This is a genomic window from Pseudomonas sp. AFG_SD02_1510_Pfu_092 (assembly GCF_003331055.1).
GTDB lineage: Bacteria > Pseudomonadota > Gammaproteobacteria > Pseudomonadales > Pseudomonadaceae > Aquipseudomonas.
Genome location: NZ_PUQD01000001.1, coordinates 82,990 through 101,029, shown reverse-complemented (window position 1 = coordinate 101,029; position 18,040 = coordinate 82,990). Strand labels below are relative to the sequence as shown.

Below are 18,040 nucleotides of genomic sequence, written 5' to 3'. Positions count from 1 at the left end.
GCAGTGGCTAACCTTCTGTTCTTCCCCCAGCCGTTTCCGGATGAGTCGCTCTATAGCCTGGCCGTGCGCTATCACAAGCTAGCAGCGAATCAGGGATACCGAGCGACCAGCCAAGAGCTGTTCGGTAGCTACTCGCGTACCTGCGGTTCCATCCTGCCGTGCTGCTTAGAGGCTCTGTCTGAACGTCTCAGAGGCGCCTTCTCTGTAGGAGAGCTGATCGAGCGCTTCACGCTTTTACCGCTTTATCTGCCTTTTTTGGACGACGAGAAGGGCCGCGATGCTGCCGTTCTAATGGGAGGTAATCGAGGTACAGGCCTCAAGATGGCCTTGGGCATTACAGCATCGCGTTTCCTCCAACACGCCTCGTTTAGGTATTGCGAGAGCTGCGTCAGAGAGGACATTCTGGAGTGCGGCTCAGCTTATTGGCATCGTATTCACCAAGCATCGGGCACTTGCATTTGTCCACGCCACAGCGAAGTACTACAGGCGATTAGATTCCCCGGATGGTCAGATTGGCGTTGTATGTTGCTTCCGGGGGAATCTGCTGGAACGCCGGTTATGGACTGTGGTGACCACAGCGGGGCCGTTGCCATTGCCCACATGCAGCTGTGGGGGCTAGACCATCCCAATGAGATGAAAACGATTCTGGCTGGAAATTTGCTCAGGAACCGTTTGGACGAGATGGGTTTTATCAGGTCTGGACGAATTAGAGAGCAGATGCTGAGAGATTTTTTAACCAGGCGACTTCGGTGCAGTCCTAGCGCCGCCGAATTCGAAGAAATGGTTCGATCCGCTGAGTGGGTCTTTCAGATATTGCGGCGACAAGGTCGAACCGTGCAGCCTTTCAAGTTCTATTTTCTCTGCTGGCTCCTTGATCTAGAGCTGGAGCACCTGAAGACCTACCGTCTAGAGGACGTTAATCGCGCTGGTATTGTGGTCCGGCCTGATGAACCGAATAACCTCATCCCTGACGATGACCTTCACGCCCGGCGAATAGCGTTTGCGAAGAGTACGAATCTCAAATGTCATGACAAGCCGGGCTATCAGTGGTTGTACCGCCACGACAGGGAATGGTTGGCCCGTTATGTTGCTGGGAACCCCTACCACAGAGACCGAAGAATTTTGATCGATTGGCAATCCAGGGACTCGGCCCTTGCGTTGGAGCTCGCTAAAGCGAAGACGATGATTCTTTCTGTAGACGGAAAGCCTCAGCAGGTCACCCGCGCTGCTCTATGTAGGCGTGTCCTAAACGCTCATGCTTTCCTCAAGATGCCGGACCACTTTCCGATGAGCACTAGGTTGATGGCGGGTTTACTTGAGTCTACTCATGACCATCAGCTACGTAAAATCCGGTGGGCAATTCGAGAATACTCGCTGACTGAAAACTGTGCGATGAGTGTTTTATACCGTTATGCAGGAATAAGAATATCTCGCGTATCCGAAGATGAAGTCTTTACGCAGATACGTGACGATATGGATTAGTTTTCATGGCTTCGTGCAAAAGTTTATTGAATATGACTGTTTTCTTCTCCCGCAGCACGTCTTGCTCATCCTTATTATTTAGCAAGTTGAAATAATTTTCAGCGGTGTGGCATCCAAGAAACACATAGATAGGATATTTGTCGCTGGTAGAGATACTGACATGGGTGAGTCTCGAAGTTATGCCCATTTCTTCGTTGATCAGTTTGGAAATATTCAGCTGGGTTTTTTCGAATGCGCTAGTTCGATTTATCATGAGGCTTGCATATGCGACAAAGTCTGCCATTCCATCCTTGATCATAGGGCCGCTATAGTCCAAAAGGTCTGCGACAAATTTGGCATACATATGACGGTTTGATCCGAATTCTCGCTTTTGACGTTTTGACCATGTGTTAAGCTTGCTGCACTTGGCTAGGTGATTAATCTCGTGCTTTTTCATTGGTATTGAGCAGGTCGGACATGTCTCGATTAGAGCGCAGGCATGAGTACTGCACACCTGTACGGAACCCAATACGTGCCTGCGATGAATATAGGGGCTTCCGCAATTATCCAAGTCTTCGCGAACACAATCTGGACAAACCTTTTCCCAAGTTTTCGGTGTGACGATTGCGGTCGCTCGATGACGCCCGAGGGCAGCTATCATAGGATACAAAGTGTGATCGCTTAAGGCTAGGTCCGAAATCTTGTGCTCGTCTAGCAGCTTTGGGTAATAGAATTCTTGATGCGGCCGCCACTCTGTTTGCAACTTCCCCAAAGTCTTATTAATTCCGAACCCAATACGAGGTTTCGCTTTTATATAGAAATCTTCAGTTTTCAACGATTTAATGCCTAGGAGCTCATTGCCGCGCTTAAGCGCAGATGCGATATATTCTCCAGGTAATGGTGTGAAAATTTTCATGCAATGATGTTCTGGAAGACGAGTGGTATGGCATTTTAGTTAGAAGACACCGGTACTGCATACACATTAGTGATCGTTTTGGGCTAAGGTGTGAAGGTTAAAGGGCGTCGGGCGTGCTTGGGAATCAAATTCGATCTAGTCTGACAGCCAACGCACAAGAGGAGGTCGATGCAATGAATCCTACAAGCACGCCCCCACCTGTTGAATCGCAGGCTTTTGCACCAACGTTCCACTTGGTTCATACCGACCTTGATGAGTTGAGCCAGCTGGAGCTCCTGCGTCTTGTCCAAACAGGATTTTTTTTCAGCGACGTGAAATGCATGGTCGAGTCCTCAAGCCTATTCAAGGCTCGTAACCTCGTCAGGCGAATCACAGGAATATCGACCAGAAGCGTTCACCGTCTGAGCCATTCCGTTCAGGCCCATCGCCTGGATGCCCAGCAGAGCGCGGTGGCGTTTCAATATGCGAAAGGACTGGAGCTTGCGTCGAAGGTATTTGGCTCTCAGATGCTCGCGGAGCAGTGGCTTTGTCGGCCGTGCGGCCGTTTGATGGGGTTTGTACCCTTCGAGATGCTCGACACGTCGCTCGGATTCAGCGTGGTAGCGGACTATCTTGAGCGTCTTCGCCTGGGTGTCTATCAGTAGTGTGCCTGAGGGGAATTGGTATGCCGTGTAGACGCAACGCTACCTCCATCTGCAAGCCGGACTTACAACCTTGTAATCCCCGTATCACTCAATTGACAGCGACAAAATCCTAATCTTCAGTCACGTCTATTGGAGTGATTGAAATGAAAGTCATCAAAAGCATCGCGGCCATCCTGGCCATAGTGGCCTCCTCAACCGCGCTCGCCGAAGGAGGATCCGACCGTCTATACGGGAAGATGATTCAGGCCAATGAGCAAGCTATGCGAGCTTATGCGGCCGTCAATGATATGAAGCCACCGGAGGTGATCCATTATCGCTACGGGATGCGGCTCGACGTGGCGAGAGTAATCAGCATGACATCGACCAAGGCGAGCTGTGACGTGATGCCAGCACAGATGAACTACGAGGATTCCAATGGAGACCTGAAAATCCTTGAGTACCGGACCGCTGGTATCGGTTGCCGGGGCCAGAACTGAGCACTGATCGAGCGGGCAGGACTTACGCTGATAAAAAGCCGGGTTGAAGCGTCAATTCCGGCGATTGATCGCCTGGTTACCGGCTTTCATGACTGGTGGAGTACGATGAGAATTGGTAGCTCAGGCAGGACAGCCCAATGACTCAATCAGCGCGCACCACGGTCAAGTGCCTTGATCCCGGCGACGGCTCCGGCGATGTGATTGTGGAACTACCCGACGACATTCTGAGCGAGCTCGGGGTCACGACGGGCGACAGACTCTCCATCGAGCTTATCAACGGCGATATCGTACTCAAGCCAGTCCGCGAGCGCCGTGAATCTGATTAGCTACGCTTTGCAGGCCCTCTGTGTCGTCGTGTTGAGCTGATGAAACTTTCTAGCGGGGATTTATGGGACGGCAGTCAGCCTACTGCCGTCCTTCTGGTCGGTGGGTTATTTGGCTGGATAGTTGGCGACTACTTGGTCCTCGCCGCTTTTGGTCAAACCAATAACCTGGTAGGCATGGCTTACACCATCAACCTCCATGCCTGGGGATCCAGCTGGCATTCCTGGCACGGCGATCCCTACCAGATCGTTCCGCTCCTTGAGTTCTCGAATCTGCTCAGCTGGCACGTGACCTTCAACAAACTTTCCGTCAATCACGGCTGTGTGGCAGGAGGCTAACCGTGGCGCTACGCCCAGCTTCTGTTTCACTGCGCTCATGTCCGTCTCAACATGGTCGGTCACTTTGAAACCATTGGCTTCCAGGTGCGCGATCCACTTCTTGCAGCAACCGCAGTTCGCATCTCGGTGAACGTCGATGGACAATGACTCTGCGGCGTAGGCCGCCGAGGCCACCAGCAGCCCAGCGATTGCGGCTAGCCGAACGAGTATCCGGTTAGTTGGCATGAGTGTGCTCCTTACCGTCTTTGTGAACATGCGTCTTTGTCGACGATTTCGGGTGGGCGTCCGAATGGGCTTCGGCCGCATTGTGGTCACCGTGATGATCTGCCGCTTGGGCGGCGCCTGCGGGTGCAGCTCCATGGTCGTGAGCTGTCTGAGCATGGTCGTCATCTGCCGCTTCGTCGTGATCGCCACGCTCGGCATGACCGCTCCCGCCGTGCTGGCCCTCATGATTATGCATATCGCTTTCACCGCCGCCGTGCTGATGGCCGCCGCTCGTGGCCACCAACGCCTTGTACTGCTCAGAATTCATTTGGGGCAGTTGGTCAAGGAACGCGACTATTCCCCAGATGTACTCATCACCCATGCTCTTGCCCCAGGCGGGCATGCCGGTGGCTTTGATGCCGTGCTTGATCGTCCAGAATGCGGCAGCCGGATCGTCTCCGACACCCACCTTGGTGAGGTCAGGTGGCGACGGGTATAGCGCTTGGCTGAGTTCTGTCTTTCCAACGCCAGGGGCGAGGTGGCACCCAATGCACATGGCGTTGTAGTTGCCTGCGCCTGCCTTGATCAACGCAGCGTTCTTCAGGTCAGGCACTTCAATGTCTCGCGCTCGAACCTCAATCGACCGGTCGCGAGCCATGGCGAGAAACGAATGGACAGCCGGGAAGTGAGGATCATCGGCGCCGACATTCACCAAGCCGAAATACGCGGTGCCCAATACCGCAGCACTTCCGACAGCACCGGCCACAAGCAGCGTTGTAATTGTTCTTTTCATGTTGGAATTCTCAGAACCACATCCTGATACCGGCAACGAAGCGTGCCTCATCAACATCTCCACCCTCGTCTCGGATGAAGTCAGCGGTGTTGCCGTAGGAGCGGCTCCAGGTAACGCCTATGTACGGGGCAAACTGGCGGACGATTTCATACCGTAGACGCAGCCCGACTTCGGTATTGGCCAGACCCGATCCAACACCGCGCTCAGGATCGTTCTTGCCATAGAAGTTCGCCTCAGCCGTGGGCTGCAAAATCAAGCGATTGGTCAGCAGGATGTCGTATTCGCCTTCAAGACGCGCAGCAGTCTGGCCGTTTTCGCCGATGAACGCCGTAGCTTCGGCCTCGAAGTCATACAAGGCCATGCCCTGAATACCAAAGGCTGCCCAGGTCTGCGGTGATTCCGGTTTGAAATCCTGACGGACCCCGGCGACCACGTCCCACCAAGGACTGACCGAGCGCCCGTATAGCAGTTGCAGCTCAGCATCTTCGGTTACCCCGTTGGTGCGCTCGCCTTCCGACCGAACCCAGAGTCGATTGATGTCGCTACCTACCCAGCCAGATGCATCCCAAGCCAGGGTGCTGCCCTCATCGGCGTCCTGGTATTCGAGCTGGTCCAACAGAAAGAAGCTGTTGATTCCGCTGTCGTGCACCTGGTGGCCACCCAAAGGCGGAAAGGCTGCCTCGCGGTCGGCATCAGTGAGCACTGGAATCGGCGTGCGGCTCGTTGTGGTCGGAGAAGTCGCTGAACCAGGATTCATCTGGGAATGGTCCATGCCCTTCATCGAACCGTGATCCATGCCCTTCATGTTTCCATGGCCCATTTTGCTGTGGTCCATCTTGCTATGGTCCACCGGGCTGGATTTGCTCTGGCTTTGAGCATGCCCCATCTGGCTGTGATCAACAGGGGCAGGCTGTTTCTGCTGTTTGCTCATCCCCATCTTGCTGTGATCCATCGCCGGCATCGATTCGGACGGAGCAGCATCCATTTGCATGGAACCGTGCCCCATTTTCGAATGATCCATGCCCGAGTGATCCATTTCTTCAGCGGCGAAGCTGGGCGTTACGCCCAGCATGCCGATTGAAACAGTCAGGGCCAGCAGCGAAGGCCGCCCAAGGCTATTGACCATCTTTCCCTGCCTTAGCTTTGTCGCTGCCATGCGATTCCATCATTTTGTCGTGGTCCATGCCTTCCATCGAGCCATGGTCCATCCCCTTCATCGAGCCATGGTCCATCCCCTTCATCGAGCCGTGGTCCATACCTTCCATGGACCCATGGTCCATGCCTTCATGGTTCATGCCCTGGCCCTGCTTGTCCTGCGAACCTTTGGCTTTACCGGCCTCGGTGGATTTCTGGGAATGCTGATCGTGGTTGTCGCTAGACCACGACGACGGGGCATAAACAGCCAACATGCCGACCATCGCAGCAGAGAGGAAAAAGGCGCTTCGTTTCATTGGTTTGCTCATCTCAAATCTCCAGTTCATTCGTCCACACGGACTTCTCGGAACATGCCCATTTCCATGTGGAACAGTAGGTGACAGTGATAGGCCCAACGTCCCAAGGCATCTGCGGTGACGCGATAGCTTCGTTTTGAGCCAGGTGGCATGTCGATGGTGTGCTTGCGAACCATGAAGTTGCCGTTCTCGTCCTCCAGATCACTCCACATACCGTGGAGATGGATGGGGTGAGTCATCATGGTGTCGTTGACCAAGGTGATGCGAAGACGCTCGCCATATTTCAACCGCAGCGGTTCAGCGTCGGAGAATTTGATACCGTCGAACGACCATGCGAACTTCTCCATTTGGCCGGTAAGGTGCAGTTCGATTGTGCGTCCAGGCTCTCGACCATCGGGATCGATGAAGGTGCTCCGCAAATCGGCGTAGGTCAGCACTCGGCGCCCGTTGTTGCGCAGGCCAATTCCCGGATCGTTCAGCTTCGGGGTCGGCGACATGGTCTGCATATCGACCAACGGGTTGTTGGTCTCGGAAGTCGGATGGCTCTGCATTGCACCGCTCATGCCGGCCATGCCCTCATGACCCATCCCAGCCATCTTGCTGTGATCCATGCCGGCCATGTTGCCGTGGTCCATTCCAGCCATCTTGCTGTGGTCCATGCCGGCCGTGCTGCCATGGTCCATTCCAGCCATCTTGCTGTGGTCCATGCCGGCCATGTTGCCATGGTCCATTCCAGCCATCTTGCTGTGGTCCATGCCGGCCATGTTGCCGTGATCCATTCCAGCCATCTTGCTGTGGTCCATGCCGGCCATGCTGCCATGGTCCATCCCAGCCATCTTGCTGTGATCCATGCCGGCCATGTTCCCTTGGTCCATGCCAGCCATGCCGCCGTGATCCATTCCGCCCATGCTGCCGTGGTCCATGCCCATATCGCTCATGGCGATGATCGGGCGTGGATCTACCTCCGGTACGGGCGCTTGCAAGTCTTCACGAACTGCCAGGGTGCCTCGGGAGTACCCGGTACGGTCCATGGATTGCGCGAAGATCGTATAGGCCTGCTCGTTTTCAGGTTCGACGATGACATCGTAGGTTTCGGCAACGGCGATCCGGAACTCATCGACCGATACGGGTTTGACGTACTGGCCGTCAGCAGCCACAACCGTCATCTTGAGCCCAGGAATCCGGACATCGAAATAGGTCATGGCCGAGCCGTTGATAAAGCGCAGGCGGATCTTCTCGCCGGGCTTGAAGAGTCCCGTCCAGTTGCCGTTCGGAGCCTGGCCGTTCATGAGGTAGGTGTAGGTATACCCGCTCACGTCAGCGAGGTCGGTGGGGCTCATCTTCATTTCAGCCCACATCTTCCGATCCGCTACAGCGGCCGACCAGCCTTTCTCGCTCACATCGTCAACGAAGTCGCTTACAGTGCGCTTGTGGAAGTTGTAGTAGTCAGATTGCTTCTTGAGTTTGGAGAGCACCCGCGCCGGGTCTTCATCCGTCCAATCGCTGAGCATGACGACGTAATCACGGTCGTACACAAACGGCTCCGGATCCTTGGCATCGATCACCAACGCCCCATAGACCCCGGACTGTTCCTGGAGGCCTGAGTGGCTGTGATACCAGTAAGTGCCGTTCTGGTGGACCTTGAACTTGTATTCGTACATGCCATCGGGAGCGATGCCGTGGAAGCTCAAGCCCGGCACACCGTCCATGTTGGCGGGCAGGATGATGCCGTGCCAGTGAATGGAGGTGTCCTGTTTCAGCCGGTTGCGTACGCGCAGCGTCACGGTGTCGCCTTCGCGCCATCGCAGGATCGGCCCTGGCACGGAGCCGTTGATGGCCATGGCCGTACGAGCTGCACCCGTGATGTTGACGGGCAGTTCGCCGATATACAGATCGAAGTCCGTGCCGCTGAGCACGTTCGGTTGGCCAGGGCTGGTCACGGCCCAGACCGGCGCGCGCCACATGCCGAGCCCACCCAGAAGTCCGGTAGCGGCCAGGCCTTTGACGAAAGATCGTCTCGTGGTTTTGCTTTGCATGCCGTTGCGTCCAGTCAGGTAGATCGCTGATATCCAGGCTGCTAGATGGTGCAGCCCTTGGGTTCATTGGAGCTCTCACCAGTCTCGTAGACTTTCGCCACTACGCGAGGCTGATGAGAGGCCGTACTCTGAAACAGCCATAGTTCAGATTCCGGGATGATTACTTTTCTGTAAGCTAGGATCAGCAGCTTTCGTGGCCCGCGTGCTTGCTGGACTGGGCGGCGAATGGCGCCTGCTCTTTCTTCCCCTGCGCAACCTGGGAGGCCTGCATGGAGCTTTGGAGAGCCGCTTCCATCCGTGCAAAGGTCCGGTCCGCGCCGCCCTCTGCCAGGGCAATGCCTGCCATGCCGAAGGTAACGACCATCACAATTGCTTTGACCATGTTCATCTGGAGATCCTCAGTGGGTTCTGCGCCTCATGGCGTCAGGTACAGGGTCAAGTTAGCCTCGCGGTGCTGTCAGAAAACTGATCTCGACATTACTTTTCCGTCAGCTTCTGGTTGGGCTTCTTTTTTCCCGCAAACTGGAAATGCACCCCGCGTGGATGAGAGCAGATGAAATTACTCGTGGCCGAAGATGAGCCGAAAACCGGTGTCTACCTCCAGCAAGGTCTAACAGAAGCTGGCTTCACCGTTGACCGGGTGATGACAGGCACTGACGCCCTGCAACAGGCACAGAGCGAAGCGTATGACTTGCTGATCCTCGACGTGATGATGCCGGGGCTCGATGGCTGGGATGTCCTGCGCAAGATCCGTGCGGCGGGTCAGGATGTGCCGGTCCTTTTCTTGACGGCCCGAGACGGCGTAGACGACCGCGTGAAAGGTTTGGAACTGGGCGCTGATGATTACCTGGTGAAGCCCTTTGCGTTCTCGGAGCTGCTGGCTCGAGTTCGTACGTTGCTGCGCAGAGGCAACGGTGGTTCTGCTCAAACCACTATGAAGATGGCAGACCTTGAGGTGGACCTGCTCAAGCGTCGAGCTACGCGAAACGGCAAGCGGATCGACCTTACTGCCAAGGAGTTTTCCCTGTTGGAGCTGCTCATGCGCCGACGCGGCGAGGTGCTTCCCAAATCGCTGATCGCTTCTCAGGTGTGGGACATGAATTTCGACAGTGACACCAACGTGATCGAGGTCGCGATTCGCCGACTGCGGGCCAAGATTGATGACGACTTCGCGCCAAAGCTAATCCATACCGCCCGAGGCATGGGCTACATGATGGATGTGCCCGAGTGATGCGCCCGCAATCATCGCTCGTCAAGCGGCTGACCCTGATGTTCATGTTCGCGGTGACTGCTGTCCTGGTGGTTGCCGGCGTCGCTTTCTACGGGCTCAGCCAGCACCATTTCCGGATGCTGGATGAGCAGGCGCTTTCTGAAAAGCTGGAGTCAACGCGTCATATCCTTTCCATCTCAGCAGCGCGAGGCGGGCTCGACGATCAGGAGCAGCAGCTGCGGGCATTGCTCGGCGCACATCAGGATCTGTCGGCGAAAATCACCAAGGCTGACGGAACGGTCCTGTTTTCAGACCCCAAAGCCTCCCAGATTCCTCAGCGGTTCGAGCAGGCGCATCGGGGTGCGGTCTGGGAGTGGCAGGATAAAGCGCAGAACTTCCGCGGCATTACCGCCCAGCTGACCATTGCAGGCGAGCCGGAACCGGTGACGGCCGTGCTGATGCTCGATGTCACCACTCACGCCCATTTCTTTGTCACCCTGCAATGGTGGTTCGGAATTGGTCTGGTGATCAGCGCGATTGTGAGCGCAGGCTTGGGCTGGGTCGTGGCCAAAAGCGGGCTTCGGCCTGTTGGGCAAATCACCAAAGTGGCCACCGGGATGTCGGCAAGATCACTTCGCGAACGCATTCCGCTGGAGCCCGTACCGCTAGAGCTTCAGGAGCTCATCCTGTCTTTCAACGGGATGCTGGGACGGTTGGAGGATGCATTCGTTCGGTTGTCCAACTTCTCTGCCGATATCGCTCACGAATTGAGAACGCCAGTCAGCAACCTTCTGACCCATACCGAAGTGGTGCTCACCAAGAAGCGTGACCTGGATGCCTATGAAGAAAACCTCTATTCGAACCTGGAAGACCTCAAGCGCATGTCGCGCATGATCGACGACATGCTGTTCCTGGCCAAGGCGGATAACGGTCTGATCGTGCCCGAGCAGATCGATGTGGAGCTCTCCGAACTCGTATCAAAGCTGTTCGAGTACTACCAATTCCTGGCTGAGGATCAAGGCATCCAACTGACCCTACACGGGCAGGGTAAGGTTCGTGGCGATCGCCTGATGATTGACCGAGCGCTTTCCAACCTTCTATCCAACGCGTTGCGCTACACCCCGGAAGGCAACGAGATATCAGTGCAGATCGAGCAGACGCCTGAAAGCGTGACGCTTTCCGTGCGTAACAGCGGGGTAACCATCGATCCCCAGCACATTGGCAAGATCTTCGACCGATTCTATCGAGCCGATCCAGCCAGACGCGAAGGCGGCCCAAGCAATGCAGGCCTGGGGCTGTCGATAACCCGCTCTATCATCGAGGCTCATAGCGGACGAATCTGGTGTACATCAGCGGAGGGTGTCACAACATTCTTCATCAGTCTCCCAGCCTCCAAGCGGTTGGTTAGTGCAGCCCCAACCCCTTAATGCTGAACTCATCCCGGTAACCTATACTCGCCCATCATGAATCGGCTCATTCGACTACTCACCCTCCTGATGCTAATCGTGGCGCTTCCGCTTAACGGGATGGCGGGCATCGATTCGGCGACTGAACCTTGCCCAATGCAGGCGATGGGCATGGAAATGATGGCGGGCATGGACCATGACTGCTGCCAGGACCAAGACCTGGGTAAGACTGGCGACCATGCCAAATCCTGCAAGGTCGGCCAGGAGTGCAGGACTGCCAGTACCGTACAGATTAGCTTCCTGACGCCTGGGCTGACTTTCGCCAAGCCACGACCTGCCGATACCTACGCTGTAGGCATAGCGACAGGTTCTCCCCCCGATCCGTGGCGTCCTCCCCGCGTCTGATTCCCTCTTAATTTCACACCGTCGTTCCGCCTAGCAGCGGGGCGATGGCACGCGCCTGGGCGCTGATCTTTCGAGGAATCATTTTCATGACTCCCCAACGTTTTCAGGGACGGATAACCACGGCCGTCCTGTTCATACTGCTGCCGGCTGTCTCGGCACAGGCTGCAACGCTGTCGCTGGATGAGGCGCTGCAACTGGCTGAACGTAACGCTCCCTCTCTACAGGCCCGCCAGGAGCAGGCATCAGCTGCGCGCAGCGCAGTCATTCCAGCGGGCGAACTACCCGATCCGCGCCTGAATCTCGGGGTACAAAACCTGCCGATTGAAGGCACCGATCGCTGGAGCATGAACAGAGACTTCATGACCATGCAGGTGGTTGGCCTGTCCCAAGAAGTACCGAACCGGGACAAACGCAAAGCTCGCATAGAGACAGCGCAGGCCACGGTCGAGCGAGCCGATGCCGAGGCGATCTTCGAACGCTTGAAGGTTAGGGCGGCAACCGCACAGGCTTGGGTTACTGCGTACACCGTGCAGCGAAAGCTTGAACAGTTCGACGCCTTCTACAAAGAAAACCAGCTGCTGGCTTCCACGGTGCGGGCCCGCCTGGCCGGAGGCGCAGGCTCCAGCGCCGATACGCTGGCTCCCAAGCAAGAAGCCGCGCAGTTGGACGAGCAGAAAGACGTTCTATTGAGTCAGTCAGCTCAGGCGCGAGCCGCGCTGAAGCGCTGGATTGGGCAGGACGCCGAAGTAGGCGCGCCGACCTTCCCTGTCTGGCCTGTAGACGCAGCTGAATACTTGCACTCCGTCCATGCCCATCCGGAGCTCAATACCTACAACGCCATGACACGCGAGGCTCAAGCCCAGGTACACCAGGCTCAGGCGGAAAAGAAATCGGATTGGTCCTGGGGAGTGGATTATCAGCGCCGTGGTCCGGACTTCAGCAACATGGTCAGCCTGCAAGTCAGCTTCCAATTGCCATTGTTTACCAGCTCACGGCAAGACCCGATGATTGCGGCACGACGCGCACAAGTTCGCCAATTGGAAGATGAGCAGGACGCTGCCCTGCGCGAGCATCAAGCCCAGCTTGAAACAGACCTTGTCGAGTACCAACGCTTGCAACGGGCAGTGCGGCGCAGTCGCGAAACACTTTTGCCCCTGGCCGAGGACCGGGTACGCCTCGCTCTGGCGGATTACCGCGCCGGTAAGTCGCCGTTGAGTGAAGTGCTGTCGGCACGCCGGCAGCGTGTGGAGGCACTACTACAGGATGTGGACCTGCAAGGACAGTTGGCGGCAACAGCAGCGCGTCTGCATTTCGTTTATGGAGAGGTGCGGGCATGAGGAATAGGTCGATTGGTTTCGTCGTGGCTGCTGCCCTTGCTATTGGAATAGGCGCTGGCTTCTGGCTAGGTGGGAGAGGTGCGTATTCGCCATCGCAGCCCTTAGGTCAGGAAAAAAAAGCGCTGTACTGGTACGACCCGATGTATCCCCAGCAGCACTTCCCGGCGCCCGGAAAATCGCCGTTCATGGACATGCCGCTCGTGCCCAAGTATTCGGATGACACGGCTGGCGAGGAGCAGCCTGCGGTTCAGGTCTCGGCTGGGCTCCAGCAAAACCTTGGGATTCGATTGGCAACGGTGACGGCTGGCCGGCTAGAACGGACCCTAAGTGTGAGCGGCGTTCTGACGTTCGACGAACGCGACTTCAGCGTGTTGCAGGCCCGTACTGGCGGTTACGTCGAACGCGTCTATGGTCGAGCGACGGGGGACATCGTTGCCAAAGGGGCTCCTCTAGCCGATGTGCTGACCCCGGAGTGGGCTGGTTTGCAGGAGGAATACCTGGCGTTGCGGCATTCTGGCGACGCTCAGCTGACGGCGGCGGCACGACAGCGGCTCGTGCTCGCCGGCATGCCGGCCGACCTGATCAACCGGGTCGCGAGCACTGGGAAGGTGCAGCTCTCGGTCACACTCTCCGCACCCACTGCCGGTGTAATCCAGGTTCTCGATCTGCGACCCGGCATGACGCTGACGCCGGGCGCTACCTTAGCAAGGATCAATGGAGTGGCCAACGTCTGGCTGGAAGCGGCTGTGCCGGAAGCCCAGGCTCAAGGCCTTCGCGAAGGCCAGCCTGTGCAGGCGCAATTGCCAGCGTTCCCAGGCGATCCCATACCGGGCAAGTTGACTGCGCTATTGGCCGATGCCGATTTGCAGAGCCGCACGTTGCGCCTGCGTATCGAGTTGCCCAACCGAGATGGGCGGCTTCGTCCTGGGATGACCGCTCAAGTGGCTCTCCATCCCGGCGAGTCTGCCAAGCAAAGCCTCTTGGTGCCTGCCGAGGCGGTCATCCGCACCGGCAAGCGAGACCTGGTGATGCTGGCTGAAGACGGTGGTCGCTTCCGGCCGGTGGAAGTCGTGTTGGGCCAGGAGAGCAAAGGCCAAGTTGCGGTGTTGCAGGGTCTTCAGGCAGGACAGCGCATCGTCGCGTCCGGGCAATTCCTGTTGGACTCCGACGCTAATTTGAAAGGCATCGAGGCGGCGACGGTGCAGGATAGTCAGCCTAATGCGGGGCCAGCCCTGCATGAAGCGGATGGCCGTGTCGTGCAGATAGACGGCACACAGCTCACCGTTGCCCACGGTCCTTTCATCACCCTGGGCATGCCAGGGATGACCATGACCTTCCCTGTGGCTGAGCAGTCTCTCCTTGATGGCCTCAAGATCGGTGCGCAGATTCGCTTTGGCATACGCGAACGCGACGAGGGCATGGTCGTTGAGCAGATCAAAGTGTTGGAGGGCCAACCATGATTGCCAAACTGATCCGCTGGTCGGTAGGCAACCGTGTGCTGGTGCTCCTCGCCACGCTGTTTCTGGTGGCATGGGGCTTCGTCTCGGTGCGTAGCCTACCAATCGACGCCTTGCCCGACCTGTCGGACGTGCAGGTGATCATCCGCACGTCCTACCCAGGCCAGGCTCCCCAGATCGTTGAGAATCAGGTGACCTATCCGCTGACCACTACCATGCTCTCGGTTCCGGGGGCCAAAACGGTTCGCGGCTTCTCCGCCTTCGGTGACAGCTTCGTCTATGTGCTGTTCGAGGACGGCACCGATCTGTATTGGGCGCGCTCTCGGGTTCTTGAGTACCTGAGCCAGGCGCAATCGCGATTACCTGCCGCAGCCAAGCCGGTACTGGGCCCGGACGCCACCGGGGTGGGCTGGATTTATCAATATGCGCTGGTCGATCGTAACGGCGGCCATGACCTGTCGCAACTGCGCAGCCTGCAGGACTGGTTCCTGCGCTATGAGCTCAAGACGCTGCCGGATGTCGCTGAAGTGGCCACCATCGGCGGTATGGTCAAGCAGTATCAGGTCGTGCTCGATCCGCTGCGCATGGCCAGCCTCGGTATCACCCAGGCTGAGGTGGTGGAGGCTATAGGCAAGGCCAACCAGGAGACCGGTGGCGGTGTACTGGAGCAAGGCGAAGCGGAATTCATGGTACGTGCGGCCGGCTACCTGCGATCGCTGGATGATTTCAGAGCGATACCCCTGCGACTGGCTACCAAGGGCGTGCCGGTGACATTAGGCGACGTCGCTACGGTGCAGATAGGTCCGGAAGCCCGCAGAGGCATAGGCGAACTGGACGGCCTCGGCGAAGCCGTAGGAGGTGTGGTGATCCTGCGCAGCGGGAAGAATGCTCGTGAGGCCATCGCGGACGTCAAGGCTAAGCTCGAAACCCTGAAGAAAGCCCTGCCAGCCGGGGTGGAACTTGTCACCGTCTACGACCGCAGCCAGTTGATCGACCGTGCCGTGGAGAACCTCAGTCACAAGCTGATCGAGGAGTTCTTGGTAGTGGCGTTGGTATGCGCAGCCTTTCTCTGGCACCTGCGCTCGTCATTGGTGGCTATCGTTTCGCTGCCCGTGGGAATCCTGATAGCGCTGATCGTCATGCGTCATCAGGGCATCAACGCCAACATCATGTCCCTTGGCGGAATCGCTATTGCCATCGGTGCAATGGTGGACGCTGCCGTGGTCATGATCGAGAACGCCCACAAACGTGTTGAGGCCTGGCATATCCGGCATCCTGGTCAACCTTTGCGGGGAGAAGCGCATTGGAGGGTAATGACGGAGGCGGCCGTCGAGGTAGGGCCGGCACTGTTCTTCAGCCTCATGATCATCACGCTTTCGTTCATCCCGGTGTTCACGCTGCAAGCCCAGGAAGGACGCCTCTTTGCACCCTTGGCCTTTACCAAGACCTACGCAATGGCTGCGGCAGCTGCGCTATCGGTGACCCTGATACCGGTGCTGATGGGGTACTGGATCAGAGGGCCACTGCCTGCGGAACAGCGCAACCCGCTCAACCGGGGCCTCATCCGGCTATACCGTCCGGCATTGGAGGTCGTCCTGCGCCGGCCTCTGGTTACCCTCGCTGCAGCATTGGTGATCCTGCTCAGCAGTCTGTGGCCCTTGAATCATCTTGGGGGCGAGTTCCTTCCTCCGCTCGATGAAGGTGATCTGCTCTACATGCCTTCAGCCTTGCCTGGACTCTCGGCGCAGAAAGCTTCAGAGCTGTTGCAGCGAACGGATCGTCTGATTCGAACTGTTCCCGAAGTGGCCAGTGTCTTTGGTAAAGCCGGCCGCGCCGAGTCAGCTACCGACCCGGCACCGCTGGAGATGTTCGAGACCACCGTTCGGCTCAAGCCCAAGAGTGAGTGGCGTCCAGGAATGACCACGGACAAGCTTATCGAGGAGCTTGATCGCACTGTGCGTGTGCCTGGGCTGACCAACATCTGGATCCCGCCCATCCGCAACCGCATCGATATGCTGGCCACCGGCATCAAGAGCCCAATCGGCGTCAAGGTGGCCGGCAGCGACCTAGGCCAGATAGACCGGGCCACTCTCGCTGTGGAGCGGGCCGCGAAAAAGGTGCCTGGAGTGACTTCGGCGCTGGCAGAGCGTTTGACTGGTGGCCGCTACATTGATCTGGATATCGACCGCCATGCCGCTGCCCGTTACGGTCTGAACATCACCGACGTACAGGCCATCGTGGCCGGCGCCATTGGTGGCGAAACCATCGGGGAAACAGTTGAAGGCTTGGCCCGCTATCCCATTAGCGTGCGCTATCCACGCGAATGGCGTGATTCGGTGGAGGCGTTGCGTCAGCTGCCGATCTACACCTCGCAGGGCGGCCAGCTGACGCTCGGCAGCGTGGCCCGCATACGTATTGCTGATGGCCCGCCCATGCTGAAGAGCGAGAATGCTCGCCCCTCGGGCTGGGTGTACATCGACGTGCGCGGCCGGGACCTTTCGTCTGTTGTTGCAGACTTACGTCAGGCGATCGACAGCGAGGTAAAGCTCGATTCAGGCATGAGCTTGAGCTACTCCGGCCAGTTCGAATACCTGGAGCGGGCGAACGCCCGTCTGGCCTGGGTGGTGCCAGCGACGCTGGCCATCATCTTCGTGCTGCTCTACCTGACCTTCGGCCGCCTCGGTGAAGCACTGCTCATCATGGGCACTTTACCTTTTGCCCTGACCGGGGGCGTCTGGCTGCTCTACCTGCTGGGCTACAACCTTTCAGTGGCCACAGGCGTTGGCTTCATTGCCCTGGCCGGCGTAGCGGCGGAGTTCGGAGTGATCATGCTCATCTACCTGAATAACGCTTGGGCTGAGCGTCAGGCCAACGGCGAAACTACACGAGCAGCGCTGCTCGACGCGATCCGTGAGGGCGCGGTGCAACGCATCAGGCCCAAGGCAATGACTGTGGCAGTCATCGTTGCAGGCCTGCTGCCCATCCTCTGGAGCAGCGGTACCGGCAGCGAGGTCATGAGCCGCATCGCGGTGCCCATGGTGGGCGGCATGCTCACCGCCCCCTTGCTTTCACTTTTTGTAATCCCTGCGGCGTACTGGCTGATCCGTCGCCGCGAACTTGCTGTAACTACCCCCAACCTCTCAGGAGAAATCCAATGAAAAAGCTAATTGTCATCGCAGGCCTGGTCACAGCTTTCGCCGCCAGTGTGCATGCCCAGGACATGGATGGTATGGACATGAAGAAAATGCCAGCCTCCGCCGAGGGTGGCCAAGGCAGCCAGGCGGCGCCCACTGCGCATGCGGAAGGGACAATTAAGGCGCTGGATCCTCAAAGCGGGAAAATCACCTTGGCGCACGGCCCGGTAGCAGAGCTCAAATGGCCGGCGATGACCATGGGCTTCCAAGCTGAGCCTGCACAGCTGAAGGGCTTGAACGTAGGAGACAAGGTGAAATTTGGGTTCCGTATGGAGGGAAGTGTCGCGAAAATCGTGAGCATCCAGAAGCAGTGATTGAAAAGCCTTGAATGATCGGGCACGCCTTCATACCGAGATGATTCGGACAAGCTTACAGAAATGTAATCAAT

17 protein-coding genes are annotated in these 18,040 nt (G+C 57.5%); 10 read left to right on the top strand and 7 right to left on the bottom strand.

Annotation, left to right across the window (positions count from 1 at the left end; translation table 11 throughout):
* The first annotated feature begins 3 nt into the window (after positions 1-3).
* Positions 4-1,482, top strand: coding sequence for a TniQ family protein (locus tag C6A77_RS00500; protein ID WP_114167561.1), 1,479 nt, complete (start codon positions 4-6; stop codon positions 1,480-1,482).
* On the opposite strand, the gene C6A77_RS00495 is transcribed toward C6A77_RS00500, so the two are convergent.
* The gene (locus tag C6A77_RS00495; RefSeq protein WP_114167560.1) at positions 1,454-2,377 is read right to left on the bottom strand and encodes a TniQ family protein; all 924 of its coding nucleotides are present in this window, start codon (positions 2,375-2,377) and stop codon (positions 1,454-1,456) included. The genes C6A77_RS00500 and C6A77_RS00495 overlap by 29 nt on opposite strands.
* Positions 2,378-2,550: 173 nt before the next feature.
* Between C6A77_RS00495 and C6A77_RS00490 the strand changes: the two genes are divergently transcribed.
* From C6A77_RS00490 to C6A77_RS00480, 3 genes are all read left to right on the top strand, one after another.
* Positions 2,551-3,021: an antitoxin Xre/MbcA/ParS toxin-binding domain-containing protein gene (locus C6A77_RS00490; RefSeq protein ID WP_044047197.1), complete on the top strand. Its 471-nt coding sequence runs from the start codon at positions 2,551-2,553 to the stop codon at positions 3,019-3,021.
* A gap of 143 nt (positions 3,022-3,164) precedes the next feature.
* Positions 3,165-3,497, top strand: a complete 333-nt coding sequence (locus C6A77_RS00485) for a DUF2790 domain-containing protein (RefSeq protein ID WP_044047196.1) — start codon at positions 3,165-3,167, stop codon at positions 3,495-3,497.
* Positions 3,498-3,634: 137 nt separating this feature from the next.
* Positions 3,635-3,823 (top strand): AbrB/MazE/SpoVT family DNA-binding domain-containing protein, encoded by a 189-nt coding sequence (locus C6A77_RS00480; RefSeq protein ID WP_044047195.1) that lies wholly within the window; start codon positions 3,635-3,637, stop codon positions 3,821-3,823.
* A gap of 105 nt (positions 3,824-3,928) precedes the next feature.
* Here C6A77_RS00480 and C6A77_RS00475 read toward each other — a convergent pair whose 3' ends face one another.
* The 6 genes from C6A77_RS00475 to C6A77_RS00450 form a co-directional block, all read right to left on the bottom strand.
* Complete coding sequence (locus tag C6A77_RS00475) at positions 3,929-4,384, bottom strand: DUF411 domain-containing protein (RefSeq protein WP_044047194.1); 456 nt, start codon at positions 4,382-4,384, stop codon at positions 3,929-3,931.
* Positions 4,374-5,156, bottom strand: a complete 783-nt coding sequence (locus C6A77_RS00470; protein ID WP_013974894.1) for a cytochrome c — start codon at positions 5,154-5,156, stop codon at positions 4,374-4,376. The genes C6A77_RS00475 and C6A77_RS00470 overlap by 11 nt, the downstream gene beginning before the upstream one ends.
* A gap of 10 nt (positions 5,157-5,166) precedes the next feature.
* Positions 5,167-6,282: a copper resistance protein B gene (locus C6A77_RS00465; protein ID WP_044047193.1), complete on the bottom strand. Its 1,116-nt coding sequence runs from the start codon at positions 6,280-6,282 to the stop codon at positions 5,167-5,169.
* Positions 6,272-6,619 carry a hypothetical protein gene (locus tag C6A77_RS00460; protein ID WP_013974892.1) on the bottom strand — a complete coding sequence of 116 codons (348 nt, stop codon included), beginning with the start codon at positions 6,617-6,619 and terminating at the stop codon, positions 6,272-6,274. The genes C6A77_RS00465 and C6A77_RS00460 overlap by 11 nt, the downstream gene beginning before the upstream one ends.
* A gap of 14 nt (positions 6,620-6,633) precedes the next feature.
* Positions 6,634-8,643, bottom strand: a complete 2,010-nt coding sequence (locus C6A77_RS00455; protein ID WP_044047191.1) for a copper resistance system multicopper oxidase — start codon at positions 8,641-8,643, stop codon at positions 6,634-6,636.
* A 181-nt stretch (positions 8,644-8,824) separates the two neighbouring features.
* On the bottom strand, positions 8,825-9,031 hold the full coding sequence (locus tag C6A77_RS00450) for a co-regulatory protein PtrA N-terminal domain-containing protein (RefSeq protein ID WP_013974890.1): 207 nt from the start codon (positions 9,029-9,031) through the stop codon (positions 8,825-8,827).
* A 165-nt stretch (positions 9,032-9,196) separates the two neighbouring features.
* Here C6A77_RS00450 and C6A77_RS00445 point away from each other — a divergent pair, with 165 nt between their 5' ends.
* From C6A77_RS00445 to C6A77_RS00415, 6 genes are all read left to right on the top strand, one after another.
* Complete coding sequence (locus tag C6A77_RS00445; RefSeq protein WP_044047190.1) at positions 9,197-9,874, top strand: heavy metal response regulator transcription factor; 678 nt, start codon at positions 9,197-9,199, stop codon at positions 9,872-9,874.
* Positions 9,874-11,280, top strand: a complete 1,407-nt coding sequence (locus C6A77_RS00440) for a heavy metal sensor histidine kinase (protein ID WP_047595906.1) — start codon at positions 9,874-9,876, stop codon at positions 11,278-11,280. The genes C6A77_RS00445 and C6A77_RS00440 overlap by 1 nt, the downstream gene beginning before the upstream one ends.
* A gap of 470 nt (positions 11,281-11,750) precedes the next feature.
* Positions 11,751-13,001, top strand: coding sequence for a TolC family protein (locus tag C6A77_RS00430; RefSeq protein ID WP_049798466.1), 1,251 nt, complete (start codon positions 11,751-11,753; stop codon positions 12,999-13,001).
* On the top strand, positions 12,998-14,461 hold the full coding sequence (locus C6A77_RS00425) for an efflux RND transporter periplasmic adaptor subunit (RefSeq protein WP_044047188.1): 1,464 nt from the start codon (positions 12,998-13,000) through the stop codon (positions 14,459-14,461). The genes C6A77_RS00430 and C6A77_RS00425 overlap by 4 nt, the downstream gene beginning before the upstream one ends.
* On the top strand, positions 14,458-17,616 hold the full coding sequence (locus C6A77_RS00420; RefSeq protein WP_013974884.1) for an efflux RND transporter permease subunit: 3,159 nt from the start codon (positions 14,458-14,460) through the stop codon (positions 17,614-17,616). The genes C6A77_RS00425 and C6A77_RS00420 overlap by 4 nt, the downstream gene beginning before the upstream one ends.
* Complete coding sequence (locus C6A77_RS00415; RefSeq protein WP_047595905.1) at positions 17,613-17,966, top strand: copper-binding protein; 354 nt, start codon at positions 17,613-17,615, stop codon at positions 17,964-17,966. The genes C6A77_RS00420 and C6A77_RS00415 overlap by 4 nt, the downstream gene beginning before the upstream one ends.
* Positions 17,967-18,040: the final 74 nt, after the last annotated feature.